At 70.5% G+C, this 25885-nt stretch carries 22 protein-coding genes; 17 read left to right on the top strand and 5 right to left on the bottom strand.

Translation table 11 applies throughout. From position 1 onward, the window contains the following. The first annotated feature begins 267 nt into the window (after positions 1–267). Together aceE and AB0395_RS11185 are read left to right on the top strand one after the other, a co-directional pair. Entirely contained in the window at positions 268–3015 is a 2748-nt protein-coding gene (aceE, locus tag AB0395_RS11180; protein WP_366279280.1) for a pyruvate dehydrogenase (acetyl-transferring), homodimeric type, read from the top strand. A gap of 104 nt (positions 3016–3119) precedes the next feature. After that, the gene (locus AB0395_RS11185; protein ID WP_366279282.1) at positions 3120–4700 is read left to right on the top strand and encodes an alpha/beta fold hydrolase; all 1581 of its coding nucleotides are present in this window, start codon (positions 3120–3122) and stop codon (positions 4698–4700) included. 179 nt (positions 4701–4879) lie between these two features. On the opposite strand, the gene AB0395_RS11190 is transcribed toward AB0395_RS11185, so the two are convergent. Then, a complete protein-coding gene (locus AB0395_RS11190) occupies positions 4880–6703 on the bottom strand; it encodes a bifunctional serine/threonine-protein kinase/glutamate ABC transporter substrate-binding protein (RefSeq protein WP_366279285.1) in 1824 nt (607 codons plus the stop codon). A gap of 373 nt (positions 6704–7076) precedes the next feature. Between AB0395_RS11190 and AB0395_RS11195 the strand changes: the two genes are divergently transcribed. Continuing rightward, a complete protein-coding gene (locus AB0395_RS11195) occupies positions 7077–7385 on the top strand; it encodes a metalloregulator ArsR/SmtB family transcription factor (protein ID WP_366279287.1) in 309 nt (102 codons plus the stop codon). Between the two features lie 23 nt (positions 7386–7408). Here AB0395_RS11195 and AB0395_RS11200 read toward each other — a convergent pair whose 3' ends face one another. Then, the gene (locus tag AB0395_RS11200; protein ID WP_366279289.1) at positions 7409–8677 is read right to left on the bottom strand and encodes an amidohydrolase family protein; all 1269 of its coding nucleotides are present in this window, start codon (positions 8675–8677) and stop codon (positions 7409–7411) included. A 77-nt stretch (positions 8678–8754) separates the two neighbouring features. On the opposite strand from AB0395_RS11200, the gene AB0395_RS11205 reads away from it, so the two are divergent. Beyond that, complete coding sequence (locus AB0395_RS11205; protein WP_366279291.1) at positions 8755–9288, top strand: MarR family transcriptional regulator; 534 nt, start codon at positions 8755–8757, stop codon at positions 9286–9288. An 80-nt stretch (positions 9289–9368) separates the two neighbouring features. Here AB0395_RS11205 and AB0395_RS11210 read toward each other — a convergent pair whose 3' ends face one another. Next, on the bottom strand, positions 9369–10340 hold the full coding sequence (locus AB0395_RS11210; protein WP_366279293.1) for an alpha/beta hydrolase: 972 nt from the start codon (positions 10338–10340) through the stop codon (positions 9369–9371). 286 nt (positions 10341–10626) lie between these two features. After that, complete coding sequence (locus AB0395_RS11215) at positions 10627–11328, bottom strand: YafY family protein (RefSeq protein ID WP_366279295.1); 702 nt, start codon at positions 11326–11328, stop codon at positions 10627–10629. 139 nt (positions 11329–11467) lie between these two features. Here AB0395_RS11215 and AB0395_RS11220 point away from each other — a divergent pair, with 139 nt between their 5' ends. The 9 genes from AB0395_RS11220 to AB0395_RS11260 all read left to right on the top strand — a co-directional run bounded on the left by AB0395_RS11220 (position 11468) and on the right by AB0395_RS11260 (position 19877). Continuing rightward, positions 11468–11872 carry a hypothetical protein gene (locus AB0395_RS11220; protein WP_366279297.1) on the top strand — a complete coding sequence of 135 codons (405 nt, stop codon included), beginning with the start codon at positions 11468–11470 and terminating at the stop codon, positions 11870–11872. 10 nt (positions 11873–11882) lie between these two features. Continuing rightward, positions 11883–13043: a glutathionylspermidine synthase family protein gene (locus AB0395_RS11225; protein WP_366279300.1), complete on the top strand. Its 1161-nt coding sequence runs from the start codon at positions 11883–11885 to the stop codon at positions 13041–13043. Between the two features lie 47 nt (positions 13044–13090). Further along, positions 13091–13567 carry a DUF350 domain-containing protein gene (locus AB0395_RS11230; RefSeq protein WP_366279302.1) on the top strand — a complete coding sequence of 159 codons (477 nt, stop codon included), beginning with the start codon at positions 13091–13093 and terminating at the stop codon, positions 13565–13567. A gap of 199 nt (positions 13568–13766) precedes the next feature. Continuing rightward, positions 13767–14876 carry a helix-turn-helix domain-containing protein gene (locus AB0395_RS11235; RefSeq protein WP_366279486.1) on the top strand — a complete coding sequence of 370 codons (1110 nt, stop codon included), beginning with the start codon at positions 13767–13769 and terminating at the stop codon, positions 14874–14876. Between the two features lie 117 nt (positions 14877–14993). Beyond that, the gene (locus AB0395_RS11240; RefSeq protein WP_366279304.1) at positions 14994–15890 is read left to right on the top strand and encodes an ACP S-malonyltransferase; all 897 of its coding nucleotides are present in this window, start codon (positions 14994–14996) and stop codon (positions 15888–15890) included. Beyond that, a complete protein-coding gene (locus tag AB0395_RS11245; RefSeq protein WP_366279305.1) occupies positions 15887–16843 on the top strand; it encodes a beta-ketoacyl-ACP synthase III in 957 nt (318 codons plus the stop codon). Before AB0395_RS11240 ends, AB0395_RS11245 begins: the two co-directional genes overlap by 4 nt. A gap of 73 nt (positions 16844–16916) precedes the next feature. Further along, the gene (locus tag AB0395_RS11250; RefSeq protein WP_271220373.1) at positions 16917–17156 is read left to right on the top strand and encodes an acyl carrier protein; all 240 of its coding nucleotides are present in this window, start codon (positions 16917–16919) and stop codon (positions 17154–17156) included. Between the two features lie 54 nt (positions 17157–17210). Continuing rightward, complete coding sequence (gene fabF / locus AB0395_RS11255; protein WP_366279308.1) at positions 17211–18443, top strand: beta-ketoacyl-ACP synthase II; 1233 nt, start codon at positions 17211–17213, stop codon at positions 18441–18443. 12 nt (positions 18444–18455) lie between these two features. Beyond that, positions 18456–19877 (top strand): carboxyl transferase domain-containing protein, encoded by a 1422-nt coding sequence (locus tag AB0395_RS11260; protein ID WP_366279311.1) that lies wholly within the window; start codon positions 18456–18458, stop codon positions 19875–19877. Positions 19878–20184: 307 nt separating this feature from the next. On the opposite strand, the gene AB0395_RS11265 is transcribed toward AB0395_RS11260, so the two are convergent. Further along, positions 20185–20679 carry a DUF3145 domain-containing protein gene (locus tag AB0395_RS11265; protein ID WP_271220376.1) on the bottom strand — a complete coding sequence of 165 codons (495 nt, stop codon included), beginning with the start codon at positions 20677–20679 and terminating at the stop codon, positions 20185–20187. Positions 20680–20881: 202 nt separating this feature from the next. On the opposite strand from AB0395_RS11265, the gene AB0395_RS11270 reads away from it, so the two are divergent. The 4 genes from AB0395_RS11270 to AB0395_RS11285 all read left to right on the top strand — a co-directional run bounded on the left by AB0395_RS11270 (position 20882) and on the right by AB0395_RS11285 (position 25780). Next, positions 20882–21943, top strand: coding sequence for a S8/S53 family peptidase (locus AB0395_RS11270; protein ID WP_366279314.1), 1062 nt, complete (start codon positions 20882–20884; stop codon positions 21941–21943). Between the two features lie 61 nt (positions 21944–22004). Next, a complete protein-coding gene (locus AB0395_RS11275; RefSeq protein WP_366279317.1) occupies positions 22005–22577 on the top strand; it encodes a sigma-70 family RNA polymerase sigma factor in 573 nt (190 codons plus the stop codon). Continuing rightward, positions 22574–23038, top strand: coding sequence for a hypothetical protein (locus AB0395_RS11280; RefSeq protein ID WP_366279319.1), 465 nt, complete (start codon positions 22574–22576; stop codon positions 23036–23038). Before AB0395_RS11275 ends, AB0395_RS11280 begins: the two co-directional genes overlap by 4 nt. Further along, entirely contained in the window at positions 23039–25780 is a 2742-nt protein-coding gene (locus tag AB0395_RS11285) for a CHAT domain-containing tetratricopeptide repeat protein (RefSeq protein ID WP_366279320.1), read from the top strand. Positions 25781–25885: the final 105 nt, after the last annotated feature.

Below are 25885 nucleotides of genomic sequence, written 5' to 3' on the forward strand. Positions count from 1 at the left end.
TACCTCGCAGGCCCCTCGCTTTCCCATCCCTCGAAAGACATCGGGTGACAGCGCGGTTGGTGCCGCCCAGGCCTCCGTAAAGCACCGATGCCCATGTACCCTTTGGGTGCAATTCGTCCTACCATCGGTGGTCTAGGCCACTTATGTGTCCCTGCCAGCAGGGTCTTCCTGGTTACCGGTCAGTAGAGATGCACTTTCCGGGGTAAGCGACCAGGATGGAAGACGACCTACACCAGACAAAAGTCCATCCTCGGAAGGCGAGACCCAGTGGCTTCCGGACGCCAGCGTTTCTCGGTTATCAGCGACGGCCTACCCAGCCAGCTCCCTGATGTCGACCCAAGCGAGACCCAGGAGTGGCTCGAGTCGCTCGACAACGTCATCAAGACGGAAGGTCGCACTCGGGCCCGTTACCTGATGCTTCGCCTACTGGAGCGGGCCCGCGAACATCAGGTCGGGGTCCCCGGCCTGCGCAGCACCGACTACATCAACACCATTCCCCCAGAGCGAGAGCCCTGGTTCCCCGGCGACGAGTACGTCGAGCGCAGAATCCGGGCGTACACCCGGTGGAATGCCGCCGTCATGGTGACGCGCGCCAACGCCCGTACCAACGTCGGCGGGCACATCGCCACCTACGCCTCGGCGGCCTCGCTCTACGAGGTGGGCTTCAACCACTTCTTCCGCGGCAAGGACCACGGGGAGTCCGGCGACCAGGTCTTCTTCCAGGGCCACGCGGCGCCGGGCATCTACGCCCGCGCCTTCCTCGAGGGCCGCCTCAACGAGGCGCAGCTCGATGCCTTCAGGCAGGAGCTCTCGCACAGTGTCAAGGGCCTGCCCTCCTATCCTCATCCGCGCCTGATGCCGGACTTCTGGGAGTTCCCGACGGTCTCCATGGGCCTCGGCCCGATCGGCGCGATCTACCAGGCCCGGTTCAACCGCTACCTGCTGAACCGGAAGATCAAGGACACCAGCCGCAGCCACGTGTGGTGTTACCTCGGCGACGGCGAGATGGACGAGCCCGAGTCGCTCGGCGCGATCGGCCTGGCCGCCCGCGAGGAGCTGGACAACCTCACCTTCGTCATCAACTGCAACCTGCAGCGTCTCGACGGCCCGGTACGCGGCAACGGAAAGATCATCCAGGAGCTCGAGTCCTACTTCAGGGGCGCGGGCTGGAACGTCATCAAGGTCGTCTGGGGTCGTGACTGGGACCCGCTGCTGGCCGCGGACGTCGACGGCGTCCTGGTCAACAAGATGAACACCGTCCCTGACGGCCAGTTCCAGACCTACTCCGTCGAGACCGGCGAGTACATCCGCGAGGACTTCTTCGGCGGCGACCCGCGCCTGCGCAAGATGGTCGAGCACCTGTCGGACGAGGACATCCGCAAGCTGTCGCGCGGCGGTCACGACTACCGCAAGGTCTACGCGGCCTACAAGGCGGCGCGCGAGCACGTCGGCCAGCCGACGGTCATCCTCGCCCAGACCATCAAGGGCTGGACGCTGGGCAAGGACTTCGAGGCGCGCAACGCGACGCACCAGATGAAGAAGATGTCCAAGGCCGACCTGAAGGAGTTCCGCGACCGGCTCTACCTGCCGATCCCGGACTCCGCGCTCGAAGGCGACCTGCCGCCCTACTTCCACCCGGGCGAGAACGACCCCGAGATCCAGTACATGAAGGAGCGGCGCGCGGCCCTCGGCGGCTTCCTGCCCAAGCGTGTGGTCCGCGCCAAGCCGATCGCCCTGCCGGGCGACGCGGCCTACGCGCAGCTCAAGAAGGGCTCCGGTAAACAGAACGTCGCCACGACCATGGCGTTCGTCCGGCTGCTCAAGGACCTCATGCGCGACAAGGAGATCGGCCACCGGTTCGTGCCGGTCATCCCGGACGAGGCACGCACCTTCGGTCTCGATGCGATCTTCCCGACCGCCAAGATCTACTCGCCGCACGGCCAGACCTACGACGCCGTGGACCGCGAGCTGCTGCTGTCCTACAAGGAATCGACCGAGGGTCAGATCCTGCACGAGGGCATCAGCGAGTCGGGGTCGATGGCCTCGACGATCGCCGTCGGCACGTCGTACGCCACGCACGGCGAGCACATGATCCCGATCTACATCTTCTACTCGATGTTCGGCTGGCAGCGCACCGCGGACCAGATGTGGCAGCTCGCCGACCAGATGGGCCGGGGCTTCCTGCTCGGCGCGACCGCGGGCCGCACCACGCTGAACGGCGAGGGCCTGCAGCACGAGGACGGTCACACCCCGCTGACCGCCTCGACGAACCCGGCCGCGGTGTCCTACGACCCGTCGTGGGCCTTCGAGCTGGCTCATATCGTCAAGGACGGCCTGCGGAGGATGTACGGCGAGCAGCCGGAGAACGTCTTCTACTACTTGACCGTCTACAACGAGCCGTACGCCCAGCCCGCGGAGCCCGCGGACCTGGACGTGCAGGGCCTGCTCAAGGGCCTGTACCGGTTCGCCCCCGCCCCCGCGGTTTCCGGCCCCAGGGCCAACATCCTGTCCTCCGGCGTGGCCGGCCCGTGGGCTGTCGAGGCCCAGCGGATGCTGGCGGAGGAGTGGGGCGTCGCGGCCGAGGTCTGGTCCGCGACCTCGTGGACGGAGCTGCGCCGCGAGGCGCTGGCCGTCGAGGAGCACAACCTGCTCAACCCCGACTCCGAGCAGCGCGTGCCGTACGTCACCAAGGCGCTGTCGACGGTCGAGGGGCCGTTCGTCGGCGTCAGCGACTACATGCGCGCGGTTCAGGACCAGATCGCCCAGTGGGTTCCCGGTGACTGGACCTCGCTCGGCACCGACGGCTTCGGCCTGTCGGACACCCGCTCCGCGCTGCGCCGCCACTTCCACGTGGACGCCGCCTCGATCACGCTGGCCGTGCTGACCCAGCTGGTCAAGCGGGGCGAGCTCGACGGGCGGGTGCTGAAGGAGGCCATCGCCAAGTACCACCTGAAGAACGGCGTCACCGAGGCCGGTGGCGTCGAGAGCAACGACACGCAGTCCCTGGGACTGTGACGATGTGACCGCTGCCGGGCGGGTCCTTCTGCCTATGGAAGGCCTCGCCCGGTTAGTGTGGAATCGCTTCCCCCGGCGAACAGTTCGATTCGAGGGGGCGCTTCATGCGAAGAATCCTGACGGCCGTCGCCGTGACAACGGTTTTCTCCACCGCGCTGGCCGCCTGCGGCAACGCCAACGGGCCCGGCGGATACGGCGCCGTGGCCAACATCTCGGAACCGAGCTCCCCCGCGGTCCCGCCCCTGTCGCCGAGCACGACATCCGGCACTGCCAGGCCCGACCGGATCGTCTGGGGCCCCTGCACCGACATCAAACGCCCCGACGGAGCGACCCCCCGCCCCGACCCGAGGTTCCAGTGCGGGAAACTGCAGGTCCCGCTGGATTACGCAAAACCCGGTGGCGACACGCTGGACATGGCGGTGATCCGCATCCAGGCCACCGAGCCCGGCAGGCGGCTCGGCTCCCTGGTGTTCAACTTCGGCGGTCCCGGCGCGTCCGGCGTCGACACCATGGCCCAGTCCTACAAGATCTTCGGAAGCCTGAACACTCAGTACGACCTGGTCAGCTTCGACCCGCCCGGGGTCGAGCGCACCGCGGGCGTCAGGTGCGGCACCGACAGGGAGATGGACAAGTTCCTCGCCATGGACACCCAGGCCACCGACGCGGCCGCGCGGGCCGAGCAGAACAGGACCATCAAGAACTTCGTGCAGGCCTGTGAGCGGACCTCGGGCAAGATCCTGCCCCACGTCGGCACGGTCAACGCCGCCCGCGACATGGACAAGCTCCGTGAGGCTCTGGGCGACAAGCAGCTCAACTTCTTCGGCATCTCGTACGGCACGCAGCTCGGCGCGGTCTACGCGACCCTGTTCCCCAAGAAGGTGCACCGCTTCGCGCTGGACGGGCCGCTCGACCCGAGCGTCACGCTGGAGCAGCGCTCGCTGGCCCAGACGACCGCCTTCCAGCACTCCTATGACTCCTTCCTGAAGAACTGCATCAAGGGTCCCGGCGAGTGCGAGGTCGGCGCGGACGTTCCCGGCGCGAACAAGAACGTCCAGACCTTCCTCGACGACCTGCGGATCAACCCGCTGCCCGTCGGCGACCGCAAGCTCACCCAGGGACTGGCGGTGACCGGCGTCATCGCCGCGCTGTACTCGGACCTGACCTGGCCGCTGCTCGAACAGGGGCTGAGCCGGGGCTTCAAGGGCGACGGCCGGATCCTGCTGTATCTGGCGGACGCCTACAACGCGCGCATGCCCGACGGGTCCTACGCGACCATCATGAGCAGCTTCCCCGCCATCACCTGCGTGGACACCTCGGAGCGGCCGACCCGCGAACAGCTCGCGAAGACCGAGGCCGCCTCCCAGAAGATCTCCCCGCTGTTCGGCGGCTCGGGAATGGGCGCCCTCTGCGCGGTGTGGCCCGTGCCCGGCAGTGACGAGGCGAGGAAGATCGACGCCACGGGCTCCGCACCGATCCTGGTCATCGGCGGCACCGGTGACCCGGCGACGCCGTACGAGTGGGCGCCGAGCCTGACCGCCCAGCTCAAGACCGGTGTGCTGGTCACCTACAAGGGCGAGGGACACGGGGCGTACCTGTCCGGCGACTCGTGTGTGAAGAAGCTCACGGACGGCTACCTGCTCGACGGCAAGGTGCCCGCGCACGGCACCGTCTGCCCCTCGCCGTGATCCGGCGGCGATAAAGTCACCGTGAAGCCATCGGAAAGCCGCTGTGAGGCCATCTGGAGGCCTCTGGGGGGTCATCTGAGGATGGGGGAGACGGACAACGTGAGGAGGCGGGCGGAGAGCCGGGCAGCGGGCGGAGCGGCGTTCACTGTCGGCGGCTCTCCTGACGAGGCCGGTTTCGGCTATCGGCAGTTCTCCAGGCGGGGCTGCCTGGTCGCGGCGTGGAACTCGACCCTGCCGAAGTAGGAGTCGAGCAGCCGCCGCACGGTCCCGTCCTCGTACATGGAGCTGATGGCGTCGTTGACCGCCGCGCAGCCGATCGGGTCGCCCCGCCTGAGAGCCACGCCGTACCGTTCCGAGGTGAGCCGGAGCCCGGCGATCTTGAGCTTGGCCCCGCGCGGGCGGGCGCCGAACCCGGCGATCAGGATGTCGTCACCGGACAGGGCGTCCGCGCTGCCGTCCGCCACCCGGGCTGCGCAGCGGGAGGTGTCCTCGTCCTCAAGGGCGACGAAGTCGACGCCCCTGTCGCGGATCATCACCGCGGTGGTCTGGCCTGCCGTGAGACAGATCGTCCTGCCGCGCAGGTCTCTGAGCTTCGAGATTCCCGCGCTCGCCCTGACGAGCACGTCGCGGTGGGCGAGATAGTACGGTCCGGCGAAGGCGACCCGCCCGCGGTCCGCGGTGTCGATCGAGAAGTTGGCGATGACCAGGTCGACCGTGCCCTCCTCGACCGCCGTCTCCCGGTCGGCGTAGCCGACGGGCACGAACGTGACCCCGCCCTCCGGAACTCCCAGGGCTTTTCCGATGTACTTGGCGACGTCGATCTCGAATCCGCGCAGCGGCCTGCCACGACGCGGGTCGCCGAGGGAGACGCCGGGCAGTCCCTGACGGTAGCCGACCCTGAGCACGTGCTTGGCCCTGATCCGGTCGAGCAGGTCGGAGCCCGTCGAGACCGTCGGGGTCGAGCTCGGGGTCGGCGTGACGGTCGTCGGCGAGGGGAGCGCGGCGCTCCTGCTCGGTGTCAAGCCGAGCTGGACGACCAGGAGAGCCGCGGCGGCCGTCCCGAGGAGCACGAGGCCGCCGGTCACGGCTCTGCGCCGCCGCCGGGCGGGAGCAGCACCCTCGGGACGGGTCAGGTCGATCGTGGCGGCCTGCACGCCCTCGGCCAGCACCTCCTCCGAGGCCTCGGCCTCGTCGGCCGGATGACCGAGCAGGCGTTTCAGCACCTCGTCGGCGGTCGGCCGGTGTGCCTGGTCCTTGCTCAGGCACAGTCCGACGATCTCGCGCAGGCCGTCGGGAAGCAGGCTCAGGTCGGCCTGCTGGTTGATGACACGGTTGAGCGTCGCCACGATCGTGTCCCCGGCGAAGGGCGCCTTGCCCGTGGCGGTGAAGACCATGGTCGAACCCCAGGCGAACACATCGGCGGGAAAGCCGACGTGCTCTTCGGCGATCTGCTCGGGGGACATGTAGGCGGGGGTCCCGACCGCGCGGGTGGTGATCGTTCCGCTCTCATCGATGATCTTGGAGATGCCGAAGTCGACCACCCGGGGACCGTCCGCGGCGAGCAGCACGTTGTCCGGCTTGAAGTCACGGTGCGCGATCCCCGCGTGGTGGATCGCGGTCAGCGCGGTGATCGTGCCGATCGCCAGCCGTTCGAGCGCCTCCCCGGACAGCGGCCCCTCACGCTCGACGACATGGCGCAGCGACGGTCCCTCGATCAGCTCGCTCGCGATGTACGGCGTCTCGCCGTCGAGGTCGGCGGCGAGCACCTGAGCGGTACAGAAGGCCGAGACCCGGCGGGCGGCGGCGAGTTCACGCGCGAAGCGGGACCGCGCATGGACCTCCCCGGTGAAGCGCACGTGCAGCAGCTTGACCGCGGCCCGCTCCCCGCTCTCCGACTCCCCCAGATAGACGACTCCCTGCCCGCCCTCCCCCAGCCTGCCTTTGAGTGTGTATTCCCCCAGCTGAAGCGGGTCCCCTGGCCTCAGCGGTCTGACTTCCGGCATTGCCGACCCCTTGTATAAAGCCCCTTCCCGGAGATTACACATCCGAACGGTGGAGATCACCCTTTTCCCTGAACCGTTGGACCGTCGAGACGAAGACGAGATACGAGAATTCCGGCAGGCCAGGGACGCCGGAGAGGAAAGCGCCACACCACCTTCCCCTCATCCGACATTAAGGCATAAATCAGGATAAACAATATAAATTCACACATTCCGGGGACCGGAAAGCCCGGAACTTCACGGCCAGACACAGAAGAGGGAGGAGCGGGCCAGAGAAAAGGCGGCCCGCCTGGGGCCGGACGCCCCAGAGAGTTGGACGGTTAACCAACCATCCAACGCCGCGTTAGGATGGCCCCGTGAAAGTGCGGGTGAACTGATGCGCGAGCCCTGGCATCCTGCGAAGGAAGACATCAAGCTGGCCGAGGTCATGCACGCGCTGGCGGACCCGGTGCGACTGGAGATCCTGGCCAGGCTCGCCGAGAGCGACGGCGAGAACTGCGGGGACATCGGCAGCGGCATCGACGTGCACAAATCCACGATGTCCCACCACTACCGGGTCCTTCGCGAGGCGGGGGTCACCCTGACCACCATGGACGGGAGGTCTCGCCTGGTCAGGCTGCGCCGCGACGACCTCGACTCCCGCTTCCCCGGGCTGCTCGACTCCGTGCTGAACGCGCTGCGCTGAGCCGCCCGGACGCTCGACGCCGGTCACGGCGCGACCGGAGCCGCCGTTCCCGCCGCCTCGGCGATCCGCGCCGCCGAGCGGGACACCAGGTCGAGCGCCCTGCGCGTGTCCACGTCCACCAGGCGCCCCGCCCGCTTCACGACCCGGCCCGCGACGATCACGGTGTCCACGTTGGCCGAGCCCGCGGCGGTCACCACGGCGCCGATCGGGTCGTGGACCGGTGCCAGGCCGAGGTCACCGGCGCGGAGCATGATGACGTCGGCCTGCCTGCCCGGCCGCAGGGAGCCGATCCGGTCGTCCATGCCCAGGACCGCCGCCCCCTCGACGGTGGCCATCCGCAGTACCTCGGCGGTGGTGAGCGATCCGCCCCGGCTCCGCTCGGCGGCGAACGCGGCACGCATGACGGCGAACATGTCCCCGGGTGTGTCGGTCACCGTGTCGACGCCGAACCCCGTCGTGACCCCGAAGCCACGGAACCTGCCGGTCTCCGGGTGTCCGTGCCCCATCTGGGACTCGACGGCGGGGGCGACCGAGGCGACGCCGCCGCTGTCGGCGACGAGCTTCATCGCCTCGTCGGTGAAGCCGTTGCCGTGCACGAACATCACGTCGGCCCCGAGGAGCCCTCCGCGGTGCAGCCGCTCGACCGTCCCGGTCCCGGTCGCGTGCACGCTGATCCGGAGCCCGAGGTCACGGGCCAGCCGCCAGTCGGCCTGCGCCGCCTCGACCGAGCCGTAGACGGGCCCCCACGCCGCCAGAGCCGGAGTGAGGAGGCCCGGCAGGCCGCGTGAGGCGACCCGCCGTACCTCGTCCTCCCTGCGGGAGGCGTCGTCGGTGCCCGGGTGGGCGTAGCCGAAGACGGCGCGGATCCCCGACTCGCCGAGCCCGTCGATCGCGGCGTCGGTGTGGGCGGGGGTGAGCTGGATGTGCGACCAGTCGTAGACGGTGGTGATCCCGGCGTCGAGCGCCTCGAGCGCGCCCCACAGGTTGGCCGCGTAGACGTCCTCCGCGAGGAAGGCGGGGGCGAACCGCCCCAGGACGAGGTCGAGGTAACTCCCGAGCGTCGCGTCGGCCGCGGCCGAGCGCAGGACGCTCTGCCAGACGTGCCGGTGCGTGTCGACGAAGCCGGGCAGCACGATCAGGCCGGTCGCGTCGACGACCTCGGCGTCTTCCGCGCCGAGTCCCGCGCCGACGGCGACGATCACCCCGTCCTCGACGAGAACGTCCGCGCCCGGCAGGACGCGCGGCTCCGGATCGGTGTCGATGACGGTTCCGTTGGCGATGAGCATGCGCATGGGGCATCTCCCTGTCACGAAAGTAACTGAAAAAGCTTTCTTAAAAGCTATCAGGGGGGAGAGCTATCCTCAATCCCATGGCACCGGGAAACACCGCGGGACGGGACCACGTCGACGAGATGATGGAGGGGTGGCGGGCGGAGCTGCCCGAGACCGCCACCGTCCAGCTGGAGATCATCAAGCGTGCCGGGCGGCTGAAGGCCCTGGTCGAGGAGGTCACCCAGTCAGTGCTCGGTGAGTACGGAATGACCTATGCCGAGTTCGACGTCCTGGCGACGCTGCGCAGGGCGGGAACCCCCTACCGCCTCAAACCCAGTCAGCTCGCCTCCCGCTCCTCGCTCACCACGGGAGGGACGAGCAACATCCTGCAGCGGCTCACCACCGCCAAGCTCGTCGAACGCGAGCCCGACCCGGCGGACGGCCGCAGCTCCTGGGTGCGCCTGACACCGCTGGGCTCCCGGCGGGCCGAGGAGCTCGCCCTGGCCACGACCGAGGCGCACGGGAACCTGCTCGCGAACGTGCCCGATGAGACCGCGCGTGCCCTGGCGGACCTGCTGCGCGAGGTGTTGCTCGCGCTCGGAGACCGGGCGAGCGTCTCCCGGCGGGGCTGATCACGAAAAAAGCCCCGCCTCCCGGCGCGGAAAGGGGGAATGGGCCGTTCCTGCCGGGAGGCCCTGGGCGGGCACATCGCTCAGGCGCTCACCTGCGGGTTGCCGGAAACCGGGTGGAAGGCCCGGCGGAGGGCGTACACGAGGTCGTCCTGCATGCGCTGGGAGACCTGGGCGTCGGGGACCCAGGAGCAGCCGTGGAAGGTGCCCGGATACATGTGCAGGCCGACCGGGACCCCGGCCTGGACGAGCTTGGCGGCGTAGGCCAGGCCCTCGTCCCGCAGCGGGTCGAACTCGCAGACCACCACGAACGCGGGCGGAAGCCCTGACAGGTCCTCGGCCCTGGCCGGAGCGGCGTAGACGGGGACGTCGGCGCCTCCGGGCCGGTGGGCCTCACCGAGGTAGAAGTCCCAGCTGATCTCGGCCTTGTCGCGGCTCCAGCCGGGAGTGTCGACGAACTGCCGCATCGAGGTGGTCTCCAGGCGGTCGTCGAGCTCGGGGATGCCGAGGTACTGCAGACAGAGCGCGGGTCCGCCGCGGTCCCTGGCCAGCAGCGCAACCGCGGCGCTCAGGCCACCGCCCGCACTCTCGCCGCCCACCGCGATCCGCGAGGGGTCGATGCCCAGCTCGTCGGCGTGCTCGGCCGTCCAGACCAGCGCGGCGTAGCAGTCTTCGACCCCCGCCGGGTACGGGTTCTCCGGCGCGAGCCGGTAGTCCACCGAGACCGAGACCACGCCCATGGTCTCGGCCAGGGACGACAGCAGCGCGTCGCCCATCTCCACCTGTCCCACGATGAAACCACCACCGTGGATGAAGACCATGGCGGGCGCCGCCTCCCCGGTCCGCTCACGCGGCGCGTAAACCCGCACCCGCACCGGCCCCGCGGGACCGGGGATCTCCCTGTCCTCGACCACCACGGTCTCGGGGAAACCGTTCGGCATCGAGCTGAAGAACTCCTTGAGCACCTCCCTGGAAGTCACCACGTCCTTCAGGTCGTGCTCGGGCAGCAGGTCGACGGTGAACGGGGCGAGCTGCGGATCGAAGTTGTAGGCCATCAGAGGTCTCCTCACATTGCGTGGCCCCATGATGCATCACCCTCTCACCAGGTCACCGCCCCTCGCCGCCATCTGGACACGGACGCACATGAACCGATGCGTGACGTCTAAGTCTGCGCCTTTCCCTGCCTTCCCTGCCTTTCCCGGCACGGGAACGGCCCCCTCGCGCGAACCCGACGGCGTCGCCGGCGTTCCTGGACGCGCCCGCCGAGAGCGGACGCGTCGGGTCCCCGGCCGGGGACCCGACGCGATCAGCCCGTCCGGCGACAACCCCCCTGTCGGTGTTTCAGCCGAGATCGAGGTTCCACAGGATCACGTTGGGAACCTCCATGGAGAACCGGTCGAGTGAGTGCTCGGGCGAGGCCTCCTCGGTCTCCTCCGCCCTGCGGATGCGGTCGAGCCTGAAGACACGCACGTCCTGTCTGAGCCTGCACATGCCCACGAGGTACCAGTGGCCGCCGCGTCCGCCGACGAAGACCGTCGGCTCGACCTCACGGACGGTCGCATCCCCCTTCCGGTCCTCGTACTCGATCCGCAGCACCCGCCGGTGCAGCAGCGCCCGCTCGATCACCTTCGACACCCTGGGGTACGGCTCGGGCTCGACGACCAGGTGGATCCGCGCGGCGAGATCCCTGGCCGTGGCCCCCTCGGGCGGCGGCATCGCGGCCACCAGTTTGCGCAGGGCGCTGCGGGCGTGGGAGGCGAGCGGGCTGTCTTTTGCGCGGCCGAGCGCGACGGCGACCGCGACCACCTCCGCCGGGGTGAAGGTGAGCGGAGGCAGCGTCATGCTCTTGTCGAGAACGTAACCGCCGCGCCTGCCGGGCTCGGCGTAGATCGGCACGCCGGACTGCTGAAGAGCGGAGATGTCGCGCTCGACCGTGCGGATGCTCACCTCGAACCTGGCGGCGAGCTCGCGGGCGGGACGGGCCCTGGGCGAGACGGCGCGAAGCTCCTCGACCAGAGCGTAAAGCCGATCGGTGCGGTTCACACTCGCGACGTTACGCGCCGATACCGACAGTCTCGGTGTGTCCCCGTCCCTGATGAACGGTTGAACAGACAAAACAGCATCGATACCCTGTTGCGACACATCGCATTGGAGCCTGATGGCCGCAAGTCCGAAACACCCGATGGCTGCTGGACAGAACCTCTCCCGCAAGCCCGACGCCAAGCCTTCGGGTTCCAAAGCCTCAAAGGTCATCACCCTCACCGGGATAGGCGTCGTCTCGCTGCTCCTCGTCGGCTATTGCTCGGCGCAGGACGACTACGAGGAGGTCGGCGCCGAGTGCGTCGACCTCAACAGCTACCAGCCGGACGGTTCCTACACGATCGTCGACGACGACTACTGCGACGACGACCATCCCCGCTACTACGGCTCCAGCGGCGCCTACCGCTGGTACTACGGCGGCACGAGGCTGGGGAGCAGGATCGGGCGGGGTACCACCGTGCGACCGTCCGACGTCCAGATCGTGACCCGCAAGGGCACGGTGATCCAACGCGGCGGCTTCGGAAGCCGCTGGGGCGGCGGCAGCTGAGCCAGGGCAGATGAGACGACAGATCTCGCTCCCCAGGGACGGCTGGGAGAGCATCATCGAAGGCCAGGGCCTGGCCTACCACCGCACGGCGCACCCCGACGGCCTTGACCGCCCCTACTGGGACGAAGGCGTGCAGTACGTCTTCTCCATGGACGAGGTGCTCAGCCTTGAGGAGCAGGTCGAAGAGCTGCACCGGATGTGCCTGCACGCCGTCGAGCACGTCGTCGAGCACGGCCGCTACGCCGACTTCGCCGTGCCCGCGTGGGCCGCGCCGGAGATCGCCGCGTCGTGGAGACGAGGCGACCCCCACCTGTTCGGCCGTTTCGACCTCCGCTACGACGGGACGGGCCCGGCCAAACTGCTGGAGTACAACGCCGACACCCCGACCAGCCTGCTGGAGAGCTCGGTGGTGCAGTGGTTCTGGCTGCGTGACCTCCACCCGGAGGACGACCAGTGGAACTCCATCCACGAGCGGCTGATCGACCGGTGGCGGCAGATAGCGACCGGGCTGCCGACCGGGCCCGCACACTTCGCCTGGACCAGGATGGACGAGACCGGCGAGGAGGCGATGACGCTCGCCTACCTCCAGGAGACCGCCGGGCAGGCGGGGCTGAACACCATCGCCGTGGCCATGGAGGACATCGGCTGGGACGGCCTCAACCTGCGCTTCGTCGACATGGAGCGCCGGGTGATCCGCTCGCTCTGCAAGCTGTACCCGTGGGAGTGGGCGATCACCGACCCGTTCGGGGCCCAGGCGGTGCGCCACCAGGTCTCCACCACCTGGATCGAGCCACTGTGGAAGATGCTGCTGTCGAACAAGGCACTGCTCGCGGTGCTCTGGGAGCTGTATCCGGGCCACCCGAACCTGCTGCCCGCCTACCTCGACGGCCCCCGGGACATGCCCTCCTACATCGTCAAGCCGCTGCTCGGCAGGGAGGGCGCGAGCATGCGGATCGTCACCCCCGGCCAGCGCGTCGAGACCGCGGGCGACTACGGCGCCGAGGGCCACGTCTACCAGGAGTTCCAGGCGCTGCCGGTCTTCGACGGCTGGCGTCCCGTGCTCGGCGCCTGGGTCGTCCACGACGAGGCGGCCGGGGTCGGCATCCGCGAGACCTCGGGATTCATCACCGACGACACGTCGTCTTTCGTCCCGCACCGCATCGAGCTCTGAGGCCCGAAGAACCCCATCGAGCTCTGAGTCCCGAAAAGAGAGCAACCATGACCCCCACACCCCAGCAGCTCGCGACCGCGGGCGCGGACACGGTCTCGCTCGCCGAGACCCTCGGCCGCGGCGCCCTCGCCATCGCCTCCTACGCCGCGCTCGGCGTGATCCTGCTGATCATCGGCTTCTATGTGATCGACCTGGCCACCCCGGGCAAGCTCAGCCGACTGATCAAGGTCGACCGCAACCCCAACGCCGCGACGCTCACCGCCTCGGGCCTGGCCGCCGTCGGGCTGATCGTCGCGGCCTCCATCTGGTCCTCGGGCGGGGCGCTGCACGAGGGCCTGCTGGCGACCCTGGTCTTCGGGCTGGTCGGCATCGCCGTACAGACCGTGGCGATGATCGCCTTCGACAAGGTGGCGGGCATCTCGGTCCGCGAACTGGTCGAGGAGGCCGACCTTCAGCCGGGCACGCGACTCCTGGCGGTCACCCACATGGTCATCGGCCTGATCACCGCCGTCGCCGTCATCTGATCCCGCCTGATCGGGCGCGGGGCCCGCGCCCGATCACGGGCGACGGCTGGTGCATCTCATCCGACCTGGCACTCTTAGTCACGTGAGGGAGCGGAACGAGCGAGCCAGCAGACACAGCGACGTCGTGGCCGAGGCCGAGCCGAGTGATCTCCACTCGGACCGGGTACGGCAGGACACCACGCGCAGGCTGGAAAGGGCCATGGGTGCGCTGGGGACGGCCGCCATGGCGAGGATGGACGACCGGCTGATGTGGTTCCGTGCCCTGTCCGCGGAGGACAGGTCCTGGGTCGGGCTGGTCGCCCAGGCCGGCATCGCCGCGTTCGTCGAGTGGTTCCAGCACGCAGGAAAGGGGCGCCCGACCCCCAGCATCGAGTTCTTCGGCACCGCGCCCAGGGAGCTGAAGCGGTCCATATCGCTGCAGCAGACGGTGGACATCGTCCGGATCGTGGTCGAGGTGGTCGAGGCGCAGACCGGGGAGCTGGCCGCGCCGGGCGGGGAGGACCAGCTCCAGCAGGCGATGCTCCGCTACACCCGCGATGTCGCGTTCGTCGCCGCCCAGGTCTATGCACGGGAGGCCGAGGCGCGCGGTGCCTGGGACGCGCGCCTCGAGGCGCTGATCGTCGACGCGCTGGTCAGGGGTGAGGTCGACGACGGCCTGCACTCGTGGGCCGCCGCGCTCGGCTGGACCTCCTCCCCCATCGTGGTGCTGGCCGGGCAGACGCCGGACGACGACCCGCAGGCGGTGATCGACGGGCTGCGCGATCGGGGCCGCAGGTCCGGTCTCGACATGTTGGCCGGGGTCCAGGGTGGCCGGCTGATCGTGATCGTGGGCGGCGCGGACAGCGTCGGCGCCGCGGCCAAGCACGTGGTCCCGCGTTTCGGCCCCGGCCCGATCGTGATCGGGCCCGAGGTGAACGACCTGCAGGCCGCCGCCAGTTCGGCGCGGGCCGCGATAGCCGGGCTGCGGGCCGCCGCGGGATGGCCCGACGCCCCCAGGCCCGTCCACGCGGAGGACCTGCTGGCGGAGCGGGCCATCGACGGCGACGCCGACGCGCGCAACCAGCTGATCGAGAACGTCTACGTCCCGCTGGCGGGAACTCCCCTCCTCGACACCCTCGCGACCTACCTGGAGCAGGGCACCTCCCTGGAGGCCACGGCCCGGTTACTGTTCGTGCACCCCAACACGGTTCGCTATCGCCTGCGCAAGATCACCGAACTGACGGGCTACCAGCCGACGGAGGGTCGTTCCGCCTTCACACTGCAGGTAGGACTCATCCTCGGCCGCCTGTCCGAAACGATCGTGACGTAGCCCTCTTTACTTAACCTCCGTGAAACTCGCGCTGTAGGCTTCCTACAAGATAGTGAGCACAAAGTTCGTTAGGATCCCTATCCGTGTAGTGAACTTCTACAGGGCAGGCTGGATTTCGTGCTCGTACTCGTCGCGCCGGGCCAAGGCGCCCAGACTCCAGGTTTCCTGACCCCGTGGCTCGAGATACCGGGTCTGGCGGACCGCCTGTCCGCGTGGTCCGACCTGATCGGCCTCGATCTGATCTCCTACGGGACGACCGCGGACGCGGACGAGATCCGCGACACCGCGGTGGCGCAGCCACTGCTCGTAGCCGCCGGGCTGGCCGTCGCCGAGATCCTCGGGGCCTCCCCCGACATCGTCGCCGGGCACAGCGTCGGTGAGCTGACCGCCGCCGCCCTGACCGGAGTGCTGACCCCGGAGCAGTCCCTGACCCTCGTGCGGGAGCGCGGCCTGGCCATGGCCGAGGCGGCCGCGGTCACCAAGACCGGCATGATCGCCGTCCTCGGCGGCGAGGAGGAGGAAGTGCTCGCCTCCATCGACAAGCACGGCCTCACCCCCGCCAACGTCAACGGCGCGGGACAGATCGTGGCGGGCGGCACCCTGGCGCAGCTCGAGGAGTTCAAGGCCGACCCGCCCGCGCGGGCCAAGCTCGTCGCGCTCTCCGTCGCGGGTGCCTTCCACACCGAGCACATGGCCCCCGCGGTCGACCGGCTGCGCGTCGCCGCCGCCGCCATCACCCCGGGCGACCCGGCCGTCACGCTGCTGTCCAACGCCGACGGCGCCGCGGTCGCGAGCGGCGCCGAGTTCGTCGACCGCCTGGTCAGCCAGATCGCCAACCCGGTCCGCTGGAACGCCTGCATGGCGACCATGGCCGACATGGGCGTCACCACGATGATCGAACTTACTCCCGGGGGCACGCTGACCGGGCTCGCCAAGCGCGCACTGCGCGGGGTGAAGACCGTCGCCCTGAAGACCCCCGACAATCTGGATGCGGCGCGAGAGGCCCTCAAGTGAAAGTACGACAGGGCGCTCCAGGCGCGAGGATCCTGGCCTTCGGCCACTACCAGCCGTCCAACGTGGTCACCAACGACGACCTGTCGACGACCATGGAGACCAACGACGAGTGGATCCAGAGCCGGGTCGGCATCAAGGAACGCAGGATCGCGACCGAGTCCGAGTCCGAGATCGACCTGGCCGTGCAGGCTGGCGGCAAGGCCCTCGCCGCCAGCGGGCTCTCGACCTCCGACATCGACCTGGTGATCGTCGCCACCTGCACGCTCGAGAGCCAGATCCCCAACGCCGCCGCCCGGGTCGCCACCCGCCTCGGCATCGACGCCCCCGGCGCATTCGACGTGAACACCGCCTGCTCCGGCTTCTGCTACGCCTTGGCCGTCGCCGACGACGCCATCCGCGCGGGTTCGGCCACCAACGTGCTGGTCATCGGCACCGAGAAACTCTCCCAGTGGATCGACTGGACCGACAGGACCACCGCCGTGATCTTCGCCGACGGCGCGGGCGCCGCGGTCGTCGGCCCCTCGGAGACCCCGGGCATCGGCCCCGTGGTGTGGGGCAGCGCGGGCGACAAGTCCGAGGCGATCATGGTCAAGGACCGCGACTCCTTCCTGAGCCAGGAGGGCCAGATGGTGTTCCGCTGGGCCACCACGGCGCTCCACCCGGTGGCCAGGGAGATCTGCGAGGCCGCCGGAGTCGACCCCGCCGATCTCGCGGCCTTCGTGCCCCACCAGGCCAACCTGCGCATCATCGAGGCCATCGCCCGTAAGATCGGTGCGGAGAACGCCGTCGTCGCCAAGGACCTCGTGCTGGCGGGCAACACCTCGGCGGCCTCCGTCCCGCTGGCGCTGTCCCGGATGATCGAACGCGGTGAGGTCCAGTCGGGCGGGCTCGCCCTGCTGCTGGGCTTCGGCGCGGGTCTGACCTACGCCGGCCAGGTCATCGAGATCCCATAAAGCTTGTACGGCCCCGCCGTGCAAAACCCGAAGAACACCGAATCATCACCAAAACCCAAGGAGAACACTCGACATGGCCCTGACCGAGCAGGAGATCCTCGCTGGTATCGGCAAGATCATCAACGAGATCACCGGGATCCCGGCCTCCGAGGTCAGCCCGGAGAAGAGCTTCGTTGACGACCTCGACATCGACTCGCTGTCCATGGTCGAGATCGCAGTCGCCGCCCAGGACGAGTTCGGCGTCGAGATTCCCGACGAGCAGCTCAAGCACCTCAAGACCGTCAAGGACGTCATCAACTTCATCCAGAACTGAAAGACGTCTGGGAACCAACCGGCTTTGACCAGCGATTCACAAGGAGCGCAGAACGTGAACACAGACCAGGTGCGTGTCGTCGTCACCGGGCTCGGCGCGACGACGCCTCTCGGTGGGGACGTCGCCTCGACCTGGTCGGCGCTCCTCGCCGGTCAGTCGGGGGTCCGCAACCTCACCGAGGACTGGGTCGACTCGGTTCCGGTGAAGTTCGCAGCCGTGGCCGCCGTGAACCCGACCGAGGTGCTACCGAGGCCGGAAGCACGGCGGCTGGACCGGGCCGAGCAGTTCGCGCTGGTCGCCGCCCGTGAGGCCTGGGCGCACGCCGCGATCGACAAGGTCGATCCCGAGCGCCTCGGCGTGGTCGTCGGCAGCGGCATCGGTGGCATCACCACGATCCTGGCCGCCTACGACACCTTCAAGGAGAGGGGCTGGCAGCGGCTCTCGCCGTTCACCGTGCCGATGCTGATGCCCAACGGCGCCGCCGGCTGGATCGGCATCGAGGTCGGCGCCCGCGCCGGCGTGCACGCGACCGTGAGCGCCTGCGCCACCGGCGCCGAGTCGATCGGCTACGCCATCGAGATGATCCGCTCCGGCCGGGCCGACGTGGTCGTCGCGGGCGGCACCGAGGCCGCCATCCACCCGCTGAACATCGGCTCCTTCGCGGCGATGCGCGCGATGTCCACCCGCAACGACGCGCCCCAGCTCGCCTCGAGGCCGTGGGACAAGGCCCGTGACGGGTTCGTGCTCGGCGAGGGCGCGGGCATCGTGGTGCTGGAGTCGGAGGAACACGCCCTGGCCCGGGGCGCCAAGATCTACGCGGTGGCCGCGGGCGTCGGCTACTCCGCGGACGCCCACCACATCGCCCAGCCGGAGCCGACCGGAGCGGGGGTCATGCTGGCCATGCGCCGCGCCCTCGAGAACTCCGGCCTCACCGGCGCCGACATCAAGCACGTGAACGCGCACTCCACCTCGACGCCCGCGGGCGACGTGGTCGAGACGATCGCGATCAACGAGGTCATCGGCGCCCACCCGCTGGTCACCAGCACCAAGTCGATGACCGGCCACCTGCTCGGCGGCGCCGGCGGCATCGAGTCGGTCTTCACCATTCTCGCGCTGCACGAGCGGATCGCTCCCGCCACGATCAACATCGACGATCTCGATGACGGCGTCGAGGTGGACGTCGTGCGTGACAAGCCGCGCGCGCTGCCCGAGGGCCAGATCGCCGCGATCAACAACTCCTTCGGGTTCGGCGGGCACGACGTCGCCGTGGCCTTCACCAGCATCTGACAGGGGCCCGTGATGACCGTGCTCGACAACAGGGGGGTGACCGACGCCGCCGAGAAGGAGGGGACCGATCCTCGCGATCCTCAGGTGCGCCTCGAGGCCCTTCTCGACGAGGGCTCGATCAGGCTGATCTCCCCTGTTGACCGCAGCGGGGTCCTCTCCGCGACGGGCCGCGTCGAGGGCGTTCCGGTCGTGGCGTTCGTCAGCGACGCCCGCGTCCAGGGCGGCGCCATGGGCAGTGAGGGCTGCGAGCACATCGTGCACGCCTACGACGTCGCGGTCCGCGAGCGGGTCCCGGTCATCGGCGTGTGGCACTCGGGTGGCGCCCGGCTCGCCGAGGGCGTGGAGTCGCTGCACGCGGTCGGCCGCGTCTTCGCAGCGATGACCCGGGCCTCCGGCGTGATTGCGCAGCTCTCCGTCGTCGTCGGCCCCGCGGCGGGCGGCGCCGCCTACGGCCCCGCGCTGACCGACATCGTGATCCTGGCCGACGAGGGTCGCATCTTCGTCACCGGCCCCGACGTGGTCCGCAGCGTCACCGGCGAGCAGATCGACATGGCCGCCCTCGGCGGTCCCGAGCCGCACAGCAAGCGCAGCGGCGTGGTGCACATCGTCACCAAGACGGAGACCGACGCCTACGTCCAGGCCAGGCGCCTGGCGGTGCTCCTCGGCCACCAGGGCCGGGTCCGCACCGAGGTCGAGGAGGTCGACTTCTCCGGCCTGCTGCCGGAGAACGTCCGCCGCGCGTACGACGTGAAGCCGCTGGTCAACGGGCTGCTGGACGAGCCCGGCGTCGAGCTGCACACCAAGTGGGCGCCGAACGTCGTCACCACGCTCGGCCGCCTCGGAGGCAGGACCGTCGGTGTGATCGCCAACAACCCGCTGCGCCTCGGCGGCTGCCTTGACTCGGCCTCCGCGGAGAAGGCGGCGCGGTTCGTCCGCATGTGCGATGCCTTCGGCGTGCCGCTGGTCGTGCTCGTCGACGTCCCCGGCTATCTGCCGGGCGTCGGCCAGGAGCACGACGGCGTGGTCCGCCGCGGCGCCAAGCTCCTGCACGCCTTCGCGGAGGCCTCGGTGCCGCGGATCACCCTGGTGACCCGCAAGGCGTACGGCGGCGCCTACGTCGCGATGAACTCCCGCTCGCTGGGCGCGACCAAGGTCTTCGGCTGGCCGACCGCCCAGATCGCGGTCATGGGCGCGGTCGCCGCGGTGCGCGTCCTGAAGCGGCGCGAGCTGGCGGCGGCGCCGGAGGAGGAGCGCGCCGCCCTTGAGGCCAAGCTCGCCGAGGAGCACGAGATCCTCGCCGGCGGGCTCCAGCGGGCCATCGAGCTCGGCGTCGTGGACGAGGTCATCAAGCCGGAGGAGACCCGGGGAGCGATCGCCAAGGTCCTCGCCCAGGCGACCCCGGCCCGCGGCGCCCACGGCAACATCCCGTTGTGACCGCCGCGAGCTGACCACTCCGCCCGTCTCACCATGCCCCCGTACGGCCCGCCGTACGGGGGCGTCGTGTTCCCGCCACGACGGGCGGCGCGCCGGGCACACTCTCGTGCGGAGGCGTCGTGTTCCCGCCATGGTGGGCGGCGTGCCGACTCCCCCTCACACGGAGGCGTCGTGTTTCCCACTGCGGCGAACGGCACGCCGAACGCTCCCTCGTGACGGCGCGCGACACGGGGCCGGGCGGGCCGCCGCGTTCCCGTGAGCGGTCACGGTGCGTGACGTCCGGGGGCGGGCGCGAGCCCCCGCCGGGTCACACGGCGGCGTGCAGCCAGCGAACCGGGGCACCCTCTCCCGCGTAACGGAAGGACTCGAGCTCGGCGTCCCACTGCTTGCCGAGCATGCGGTCCAGTTCCTCCTCCAGCACCACCCTGCCCTGCCGCGCCATCAGCATGGCCGAACGCAGCCGGTCCTCGGGGATCAGGATGTCGCCCGTCGCCCCGATCACCGCCGTGAAGGCGCCGAGTGACGGGGTGTAGGCGTGCCGTGACCCGTCGGCGCCCGGTGAGGCGTCCTCTGTGATCTCGAAGCGGATCCGCTGCCAGCCCATCAACGACGACGTGATGGCCGCCGCGGTCCCCTGTCTGGCCTCCCACTCGGCCTGGGCGCGCACGTGACCGGGCGCGGCGGGCTGTGGAGTCCAGGTCAGGTCTACGGGCACGCCAAGGACACCTGCGACTGCCCATTCAATATGAGGGCACAGCGCAGGCTGAGCTGAGTGGACGTAAAGCACGCCACGAGCAGACACCGGACCTCCCGTTTCGTACGAGGTGCGCCTTCCCCAACGGCCTCGCCAGGATGATCACAAGTGACTGAAGGAGAGACTACCGTCGGTTGTGACGCCGCACCAGAGGGGGGTCATACCGAGATGTTGCGACGCGGAGGCGCGACTGCGGCATCCTCAGAAAGGAAAACACCCATCGACCTGGTGATCAACCCTGGAGTGCCGGATGGACGTCGATATCAAACGGGTAGAGCACGTCTCGGGAGCACTCGCGCTGATCAGGCCCGGTCAGTTGCTCACCGACGCCTCCGGGGCGACGGCCGCGGCCCGGTGGACGACCGCGGTGGCCGAGGCGGACGGGATCTTCCGTGTACGGCTCTCACCCGGCGTCGACGTCTGCGATGCGGTGGCCACGCTACGTGACCAAGGTCACATGGCGTCCCCCAACCACGTCCTGGTCGGCCAGCCCCTGTTCTTCGGAGGGCCCGCGTCCCGCCCCTTCCCCGCGGACCCCCTGCCCGCCCCCGAGACCGAGGGACCCGGCGGGAGCGCGGTGACGGTTGCGGTCGCCGACACCGGCCTGGCCGCGCACCCCTGGTGGCGCGAGCGCCCCTGGTTCAGGGAGCGGCGGCAGGACGCCGCCGAGGTGCCCGACGCGGACGGCGACGGCCTGCTGGACGCCCAGGCGGGACACGGCACGTTCGTCACCGGTCTGATCCTGTTGTCGGCCCCCGGGGCGCGGGTGCGCCCGCTCAGGGTGCTGGACGGTCAGGGCGTCGGGGACGAGGCGGGACTGCTGCGCGTCCTGGGCAGGCTCAGGAGCGACCCGCCGGAGGTCCTCAACCTGTCCTTCGGCGGGCACACCTTCGACGACCGGCCCTCCCCGCTGGTCGAGGCCGCGCTGGCCGGGCTGACGAGCACGGCCGTGGTCGCCTGCGCGGGCAACACGGCCTCCGCGCGCCCGTTCTGGCCCGCCGCGCTGCCCGGGGTGATCGCCGTCGGGGCGCTGGACGCGGCGGAGGAGGCCAGGGCGCCGTTCTCGGCCCACGGCCCGTGGGTGGACGCCTGCGCCCGCGGCGAATGGCTGGAAAGCGCATTCCTGGAGCACGGGGCGTTCCAGGGCTATGCCAGATGGAGCGGGACGTCCTTCGCGGCCGCCGTGGTCAGCGGAGCGATCGCCGCCGCGGCCGGGGAGCGGGCGCCGAAGGAGGCCGCCGCGCACGTCCTCGATCCCCTGCGAACCCGGCAAATTCCCGATCTGGGGGTTGTCGTGCCCACGTCAAGGTAAAGTCTCACCCAAAGTCTTCACGTGAACACAGAGTGTGTTCGACGTGGTCTCGGAGGCGCCGGTGAGTGACCAGCACACGATCGACGCCGCACTGGCAGGCGACCAGGCGGCGTGGGACGCGCTGGTGGCCCGCTTCTCCGGCAGGCTCTGGTCGGTGGTCCGCGCCTACGGCCTGAGCGCGGCGGACGCCGCGGACGCGGTGCAGGGGACGTGGCTGCGGCTGGTCGAGAACCTGCACACCATCCGCGACCCCGACCGGATCGGCTCGTGGCTGCTCACCACGGCCAGGCGTGAGGCCTCCCTCCTGAGCAGACGCAACCGGGGCGAACGACTCATCGCGGATCCCGCCGCCACCGAGCACGCCGACTCCGGCCCGCCACGGGCCGGGCACGTCCATCCCGATCCGGCACTGACCGTGCTCTCCGCCGACGAGGGCCGCCGGTTGTGGCGGGCGGTTGAGGCGATGCACGAGCCCTGCCGCTCGCTGCTCCTGCTGATGGCCACCGCGCCGGACGCGGGGGTCCACCAGCTGGCCGGACGGCTGGGCATGCCCAGTGGCAGCTACGGCCCGACCCGGGGCCGCTGCCTGAACCGGCTACGCACCATGCTCACCGCCCAGGAGGCGCAACCGTGACCCGACATCCACCCGCGATCGACGACGAGTCCCTGGTCGCCGCGCTCCGCCTGGCGGCGGGCAGGGACCCCGTGCCCGCGCACATCCTGGCCGCGGCCAGGGCGGTCTTCGGCCTGCGGGTGCCCGGCGCCGCGGCGGCGGTGCCCACGGCCACCGCCGCCCCGCTGGGCGTCCGGTCCGCCGAAGAGGCGCGGCTGCTGCGCTTCACCGCCGCCGATCTCACCGTCGAGCTGGAGGTCACCTCGGTTGACGGCCTGGTCGACCTGGCGGGGCAGGTGTCGCCCCTTCCCGAGGCGGGCACGACGGTCGAGGTGCGCACACCACACCTCACCCAGTCACGCGAGGTCTCCGCGACGGGCCAGTTCGCCGTCACGGGACTACCTCCCGGCTGGTTCAGCGTGGTGTGCAGGCGCCCTGGGCACTACCCGGTCGTCACCAGCTGGACCCGGATCCGTCCGTAGGTGACCCTCGACGACGCGATCGCCGCCGCGGAGCGGGCGCTGGACCTGTCCGGCAGTGACCCGGCGGGGGCCAGGGAGCTGGCGCGCCACGTGCTCCGCTCCATGATGGCGGGCCAGGCCATGGCGGTGGCCGACCCGGCCCTGGAGGCCAAAGATCCCGCCGGGACGGCCCCGGAGGCGGCCCATCCTGCCGGAGCGGCGATATGCCGCGTCCTGGAAACGGAGACGGCGGATCACGCGGGAACGACGACGTTCCCGAACATGGAGGCAACGGGTCTCGCGGGAACAACGACGTTCCCAGACATGGAGGCAATTGGTCTCGCGGGAACAACAACCTTCCCAGACATGGAAACGACGAATCACACGGGAACAACAACGTTCCTGGACGTGGAAACAACAGGCCCCGCGGCGACAACGACGTTCCCGGACATGGAAACGACGAACCGCGTCTGGGCGAGGACGGGCCTGGCGGACGAGGCCGCGGCGGTCGCCCACCGGGCGCTGGGGGTGGCCGCCAGGGAGCTGGGAGACCTGCCGCTGGCCGAGAGGCACCTGCACAGGGCCGTAAGCATCGCGTTGTCGGCGGGCCTGCGGCACAGGGCGGCGCAGGCCCGCCTCTCTCTGGTCCACGTCAGCGCGGAGCTCGGCCGCCCCCGGCAGGCCCTCGCCGTCGCCGCGGCCGCCGAGCCCCACCTCAGCCCGGTCGAGGTGGCCAAGCTCGGCGTCCATCGAGCCGTCGCCCTGGCCAGGCTCGGCCGCTACGCCGAGGCCGCCGACCATTGCGACCGCGCGGTCGGTCTCCTCGGCGGCGACGCCAGGTTCCTGGCGGGAGCGATGCTGAACCGGGGGTTGGCTCGGGTTTTCCTCGGTGACTTCGACACCGCGGAGGCCGACCTGACCCGCTGCGCGGAGCTGGCCAGGCAGGCGGGCCTCAGCCACGTGCTCGCCCTCGCCGAGGGCAACCTGCCCTTCCTGGCCGCGCGGCGCGGGGACCTGCCCGCCGCGTTCGCCGCCTACCGGCGCGCCGAGAACAGCCTGTTCGGCTTTCCCGAGCGTCTGGCCACGATGCGCTGTGACCTGGCGGAGGCGCTGATCGCGGCCCATCTGCCGGGTGAGGCGCGGGTGTTGCTCGACCTCGCGGCGCCCGAGCTGGCCGCGGCGGGCGCGGAGGTGGCCCTCGCCGAGGCCCTTCTCCTGCTCGCCAGGGCCGAACTGCGCACCGGCGACCCCCACCGCGCGCTGCAGAGCGCGGAGCGGGCCGCGACGGGCCTGGCGGCGCAGGGCCGCGCCGTCCTGGTCCCGCTCGCGGCCGAGATCCTCCTGCGGGCCCGGCTGATGCTCGGCCCGCCGACGGGAGAACTGCTCGCTGAGCTGCTCTCGTGCGCCGACGCCCTCGACGGCGCGGGCCACCGGGAGGTTTCCGGGGGGCTCAGGCTCACCGCCGCCGAGGTCGCGCTCCGGATCGGTGACCGCACGGCGGCGGACGACCAGCTCGCCCGTCTCATGCGGAGCGGTCCCGGGCTGGTCTCCCGGCACGCGACGGCGCTCACGCGGGAGCTGGCCGGGAACAGACGCGGTGCCTTCGCATCGATCAGGGCCGGGCTGACCGAGGCGGGCGCCCGTACGGTGGCGCTGGAGGATCCGATGGTGCGTGCCCACGCCGCCAGGGCCGCTGAGCCGCTGGCCGGGCTCGGACTCACCCTGGCCCTGCGGACGGGGCGGGGCCGGACGCTCCTGGCCTGGGCCGAACGATGGCGGGCTGTCACGGGAGGTGCGGGACGGCCCCTCGCCCCCGGCGTCGGCGAGCTCAGAGCGGCGCTCGGTGACGCGATCCTGGTCGAGTTCGCCAGGAACGGCGAGGAGTTGGTCGCCGTCGCGGTCGCCCCGGAGCGCGTCGTGCTGCGCCGCCTCGGCTCCTTCTCGGCCGTCGCGGAGGCCACGGTCAGGCTCAGGTACGGCCTGCGCAGGGCGCATCTGCGAGACGGGAGGGCCTGCGGCGTCGCCGGGGAGGCGGCTGTGCTCGGACGGCTGCTCTTCGGCCCCCTGCTGGGCGTCCTGCGCGACAGGGCGCTGGTCGTGGTGCCGACGGGGGCGCTGCACACCCTGCCGTGGCCGGTCCTGCCGATGAACACCGGGCGCCAGGTCTCGGTCGCCTCCGGTGCGGCCGCCTGGCTGGCCGGGCGGCGGGCGCGGGCCGTACGAACCGGGAGGGTCGTGGCGGTCGCCGGACCAGGGCTGCGGTGCGCCGAAGCTGAGGCGGACATGGTCGGCGACCTCCATCCGGGCACCGAGCGGATCGCGGCGCGGCGCCCCGCGGTGCTCGCAGCGCTGGAGCGGGCCGAGGTGGCGCACCTGGCCGCGCACGGCACGTTCTGCCCGCGCAGCCCGCTGCTGTCCGGCATCGACCTCGACGACGGCAGGCTGATGGCCTACGACCTGCTGCGGCTGCGCACCCCGCCCCGGCTGGTCGTGCTGTCGGCGTGCGAGGCGGGCATGGCGCACGCCCCCGCGGACGGGGCCCCGCTGGGGCTGGCGGGCGCCTTCCTGTCGCTGGGAACGCAGTGCGTCGTGGCCAGCCTGGTCCCGGTGCGCGACGAGGAGACCCTGGCGCTCATGACGGTCTTCCACGAGCTGCTGGCCGCGGGCCACTCCCCCGCCCAGGCGCTCGCCACGGCGAGCGCGAGGACGGCGGTCGCCGGTTTCGTCTGCTTCGGATACGGCGGCCCGCCCGTGGACCACTGAATCCCAACGCGTGACATCGCCACAGACATCGCCACAGAGAGTGGCTCTGACCTTGGCGAACAACGGGTTGCCCGGCGACATCACGCGTAGATCATCAGTAGCCGG

It is taken from the genome of Streptosporangium sp. NPDC051023 (assembly GCF_040689595.1).
Classification (GTDB): Bacteria; Actinomycetota; Actinomycetes; order Streptosporangiales; family Streptosporangiaceae; genus Streptosporangium.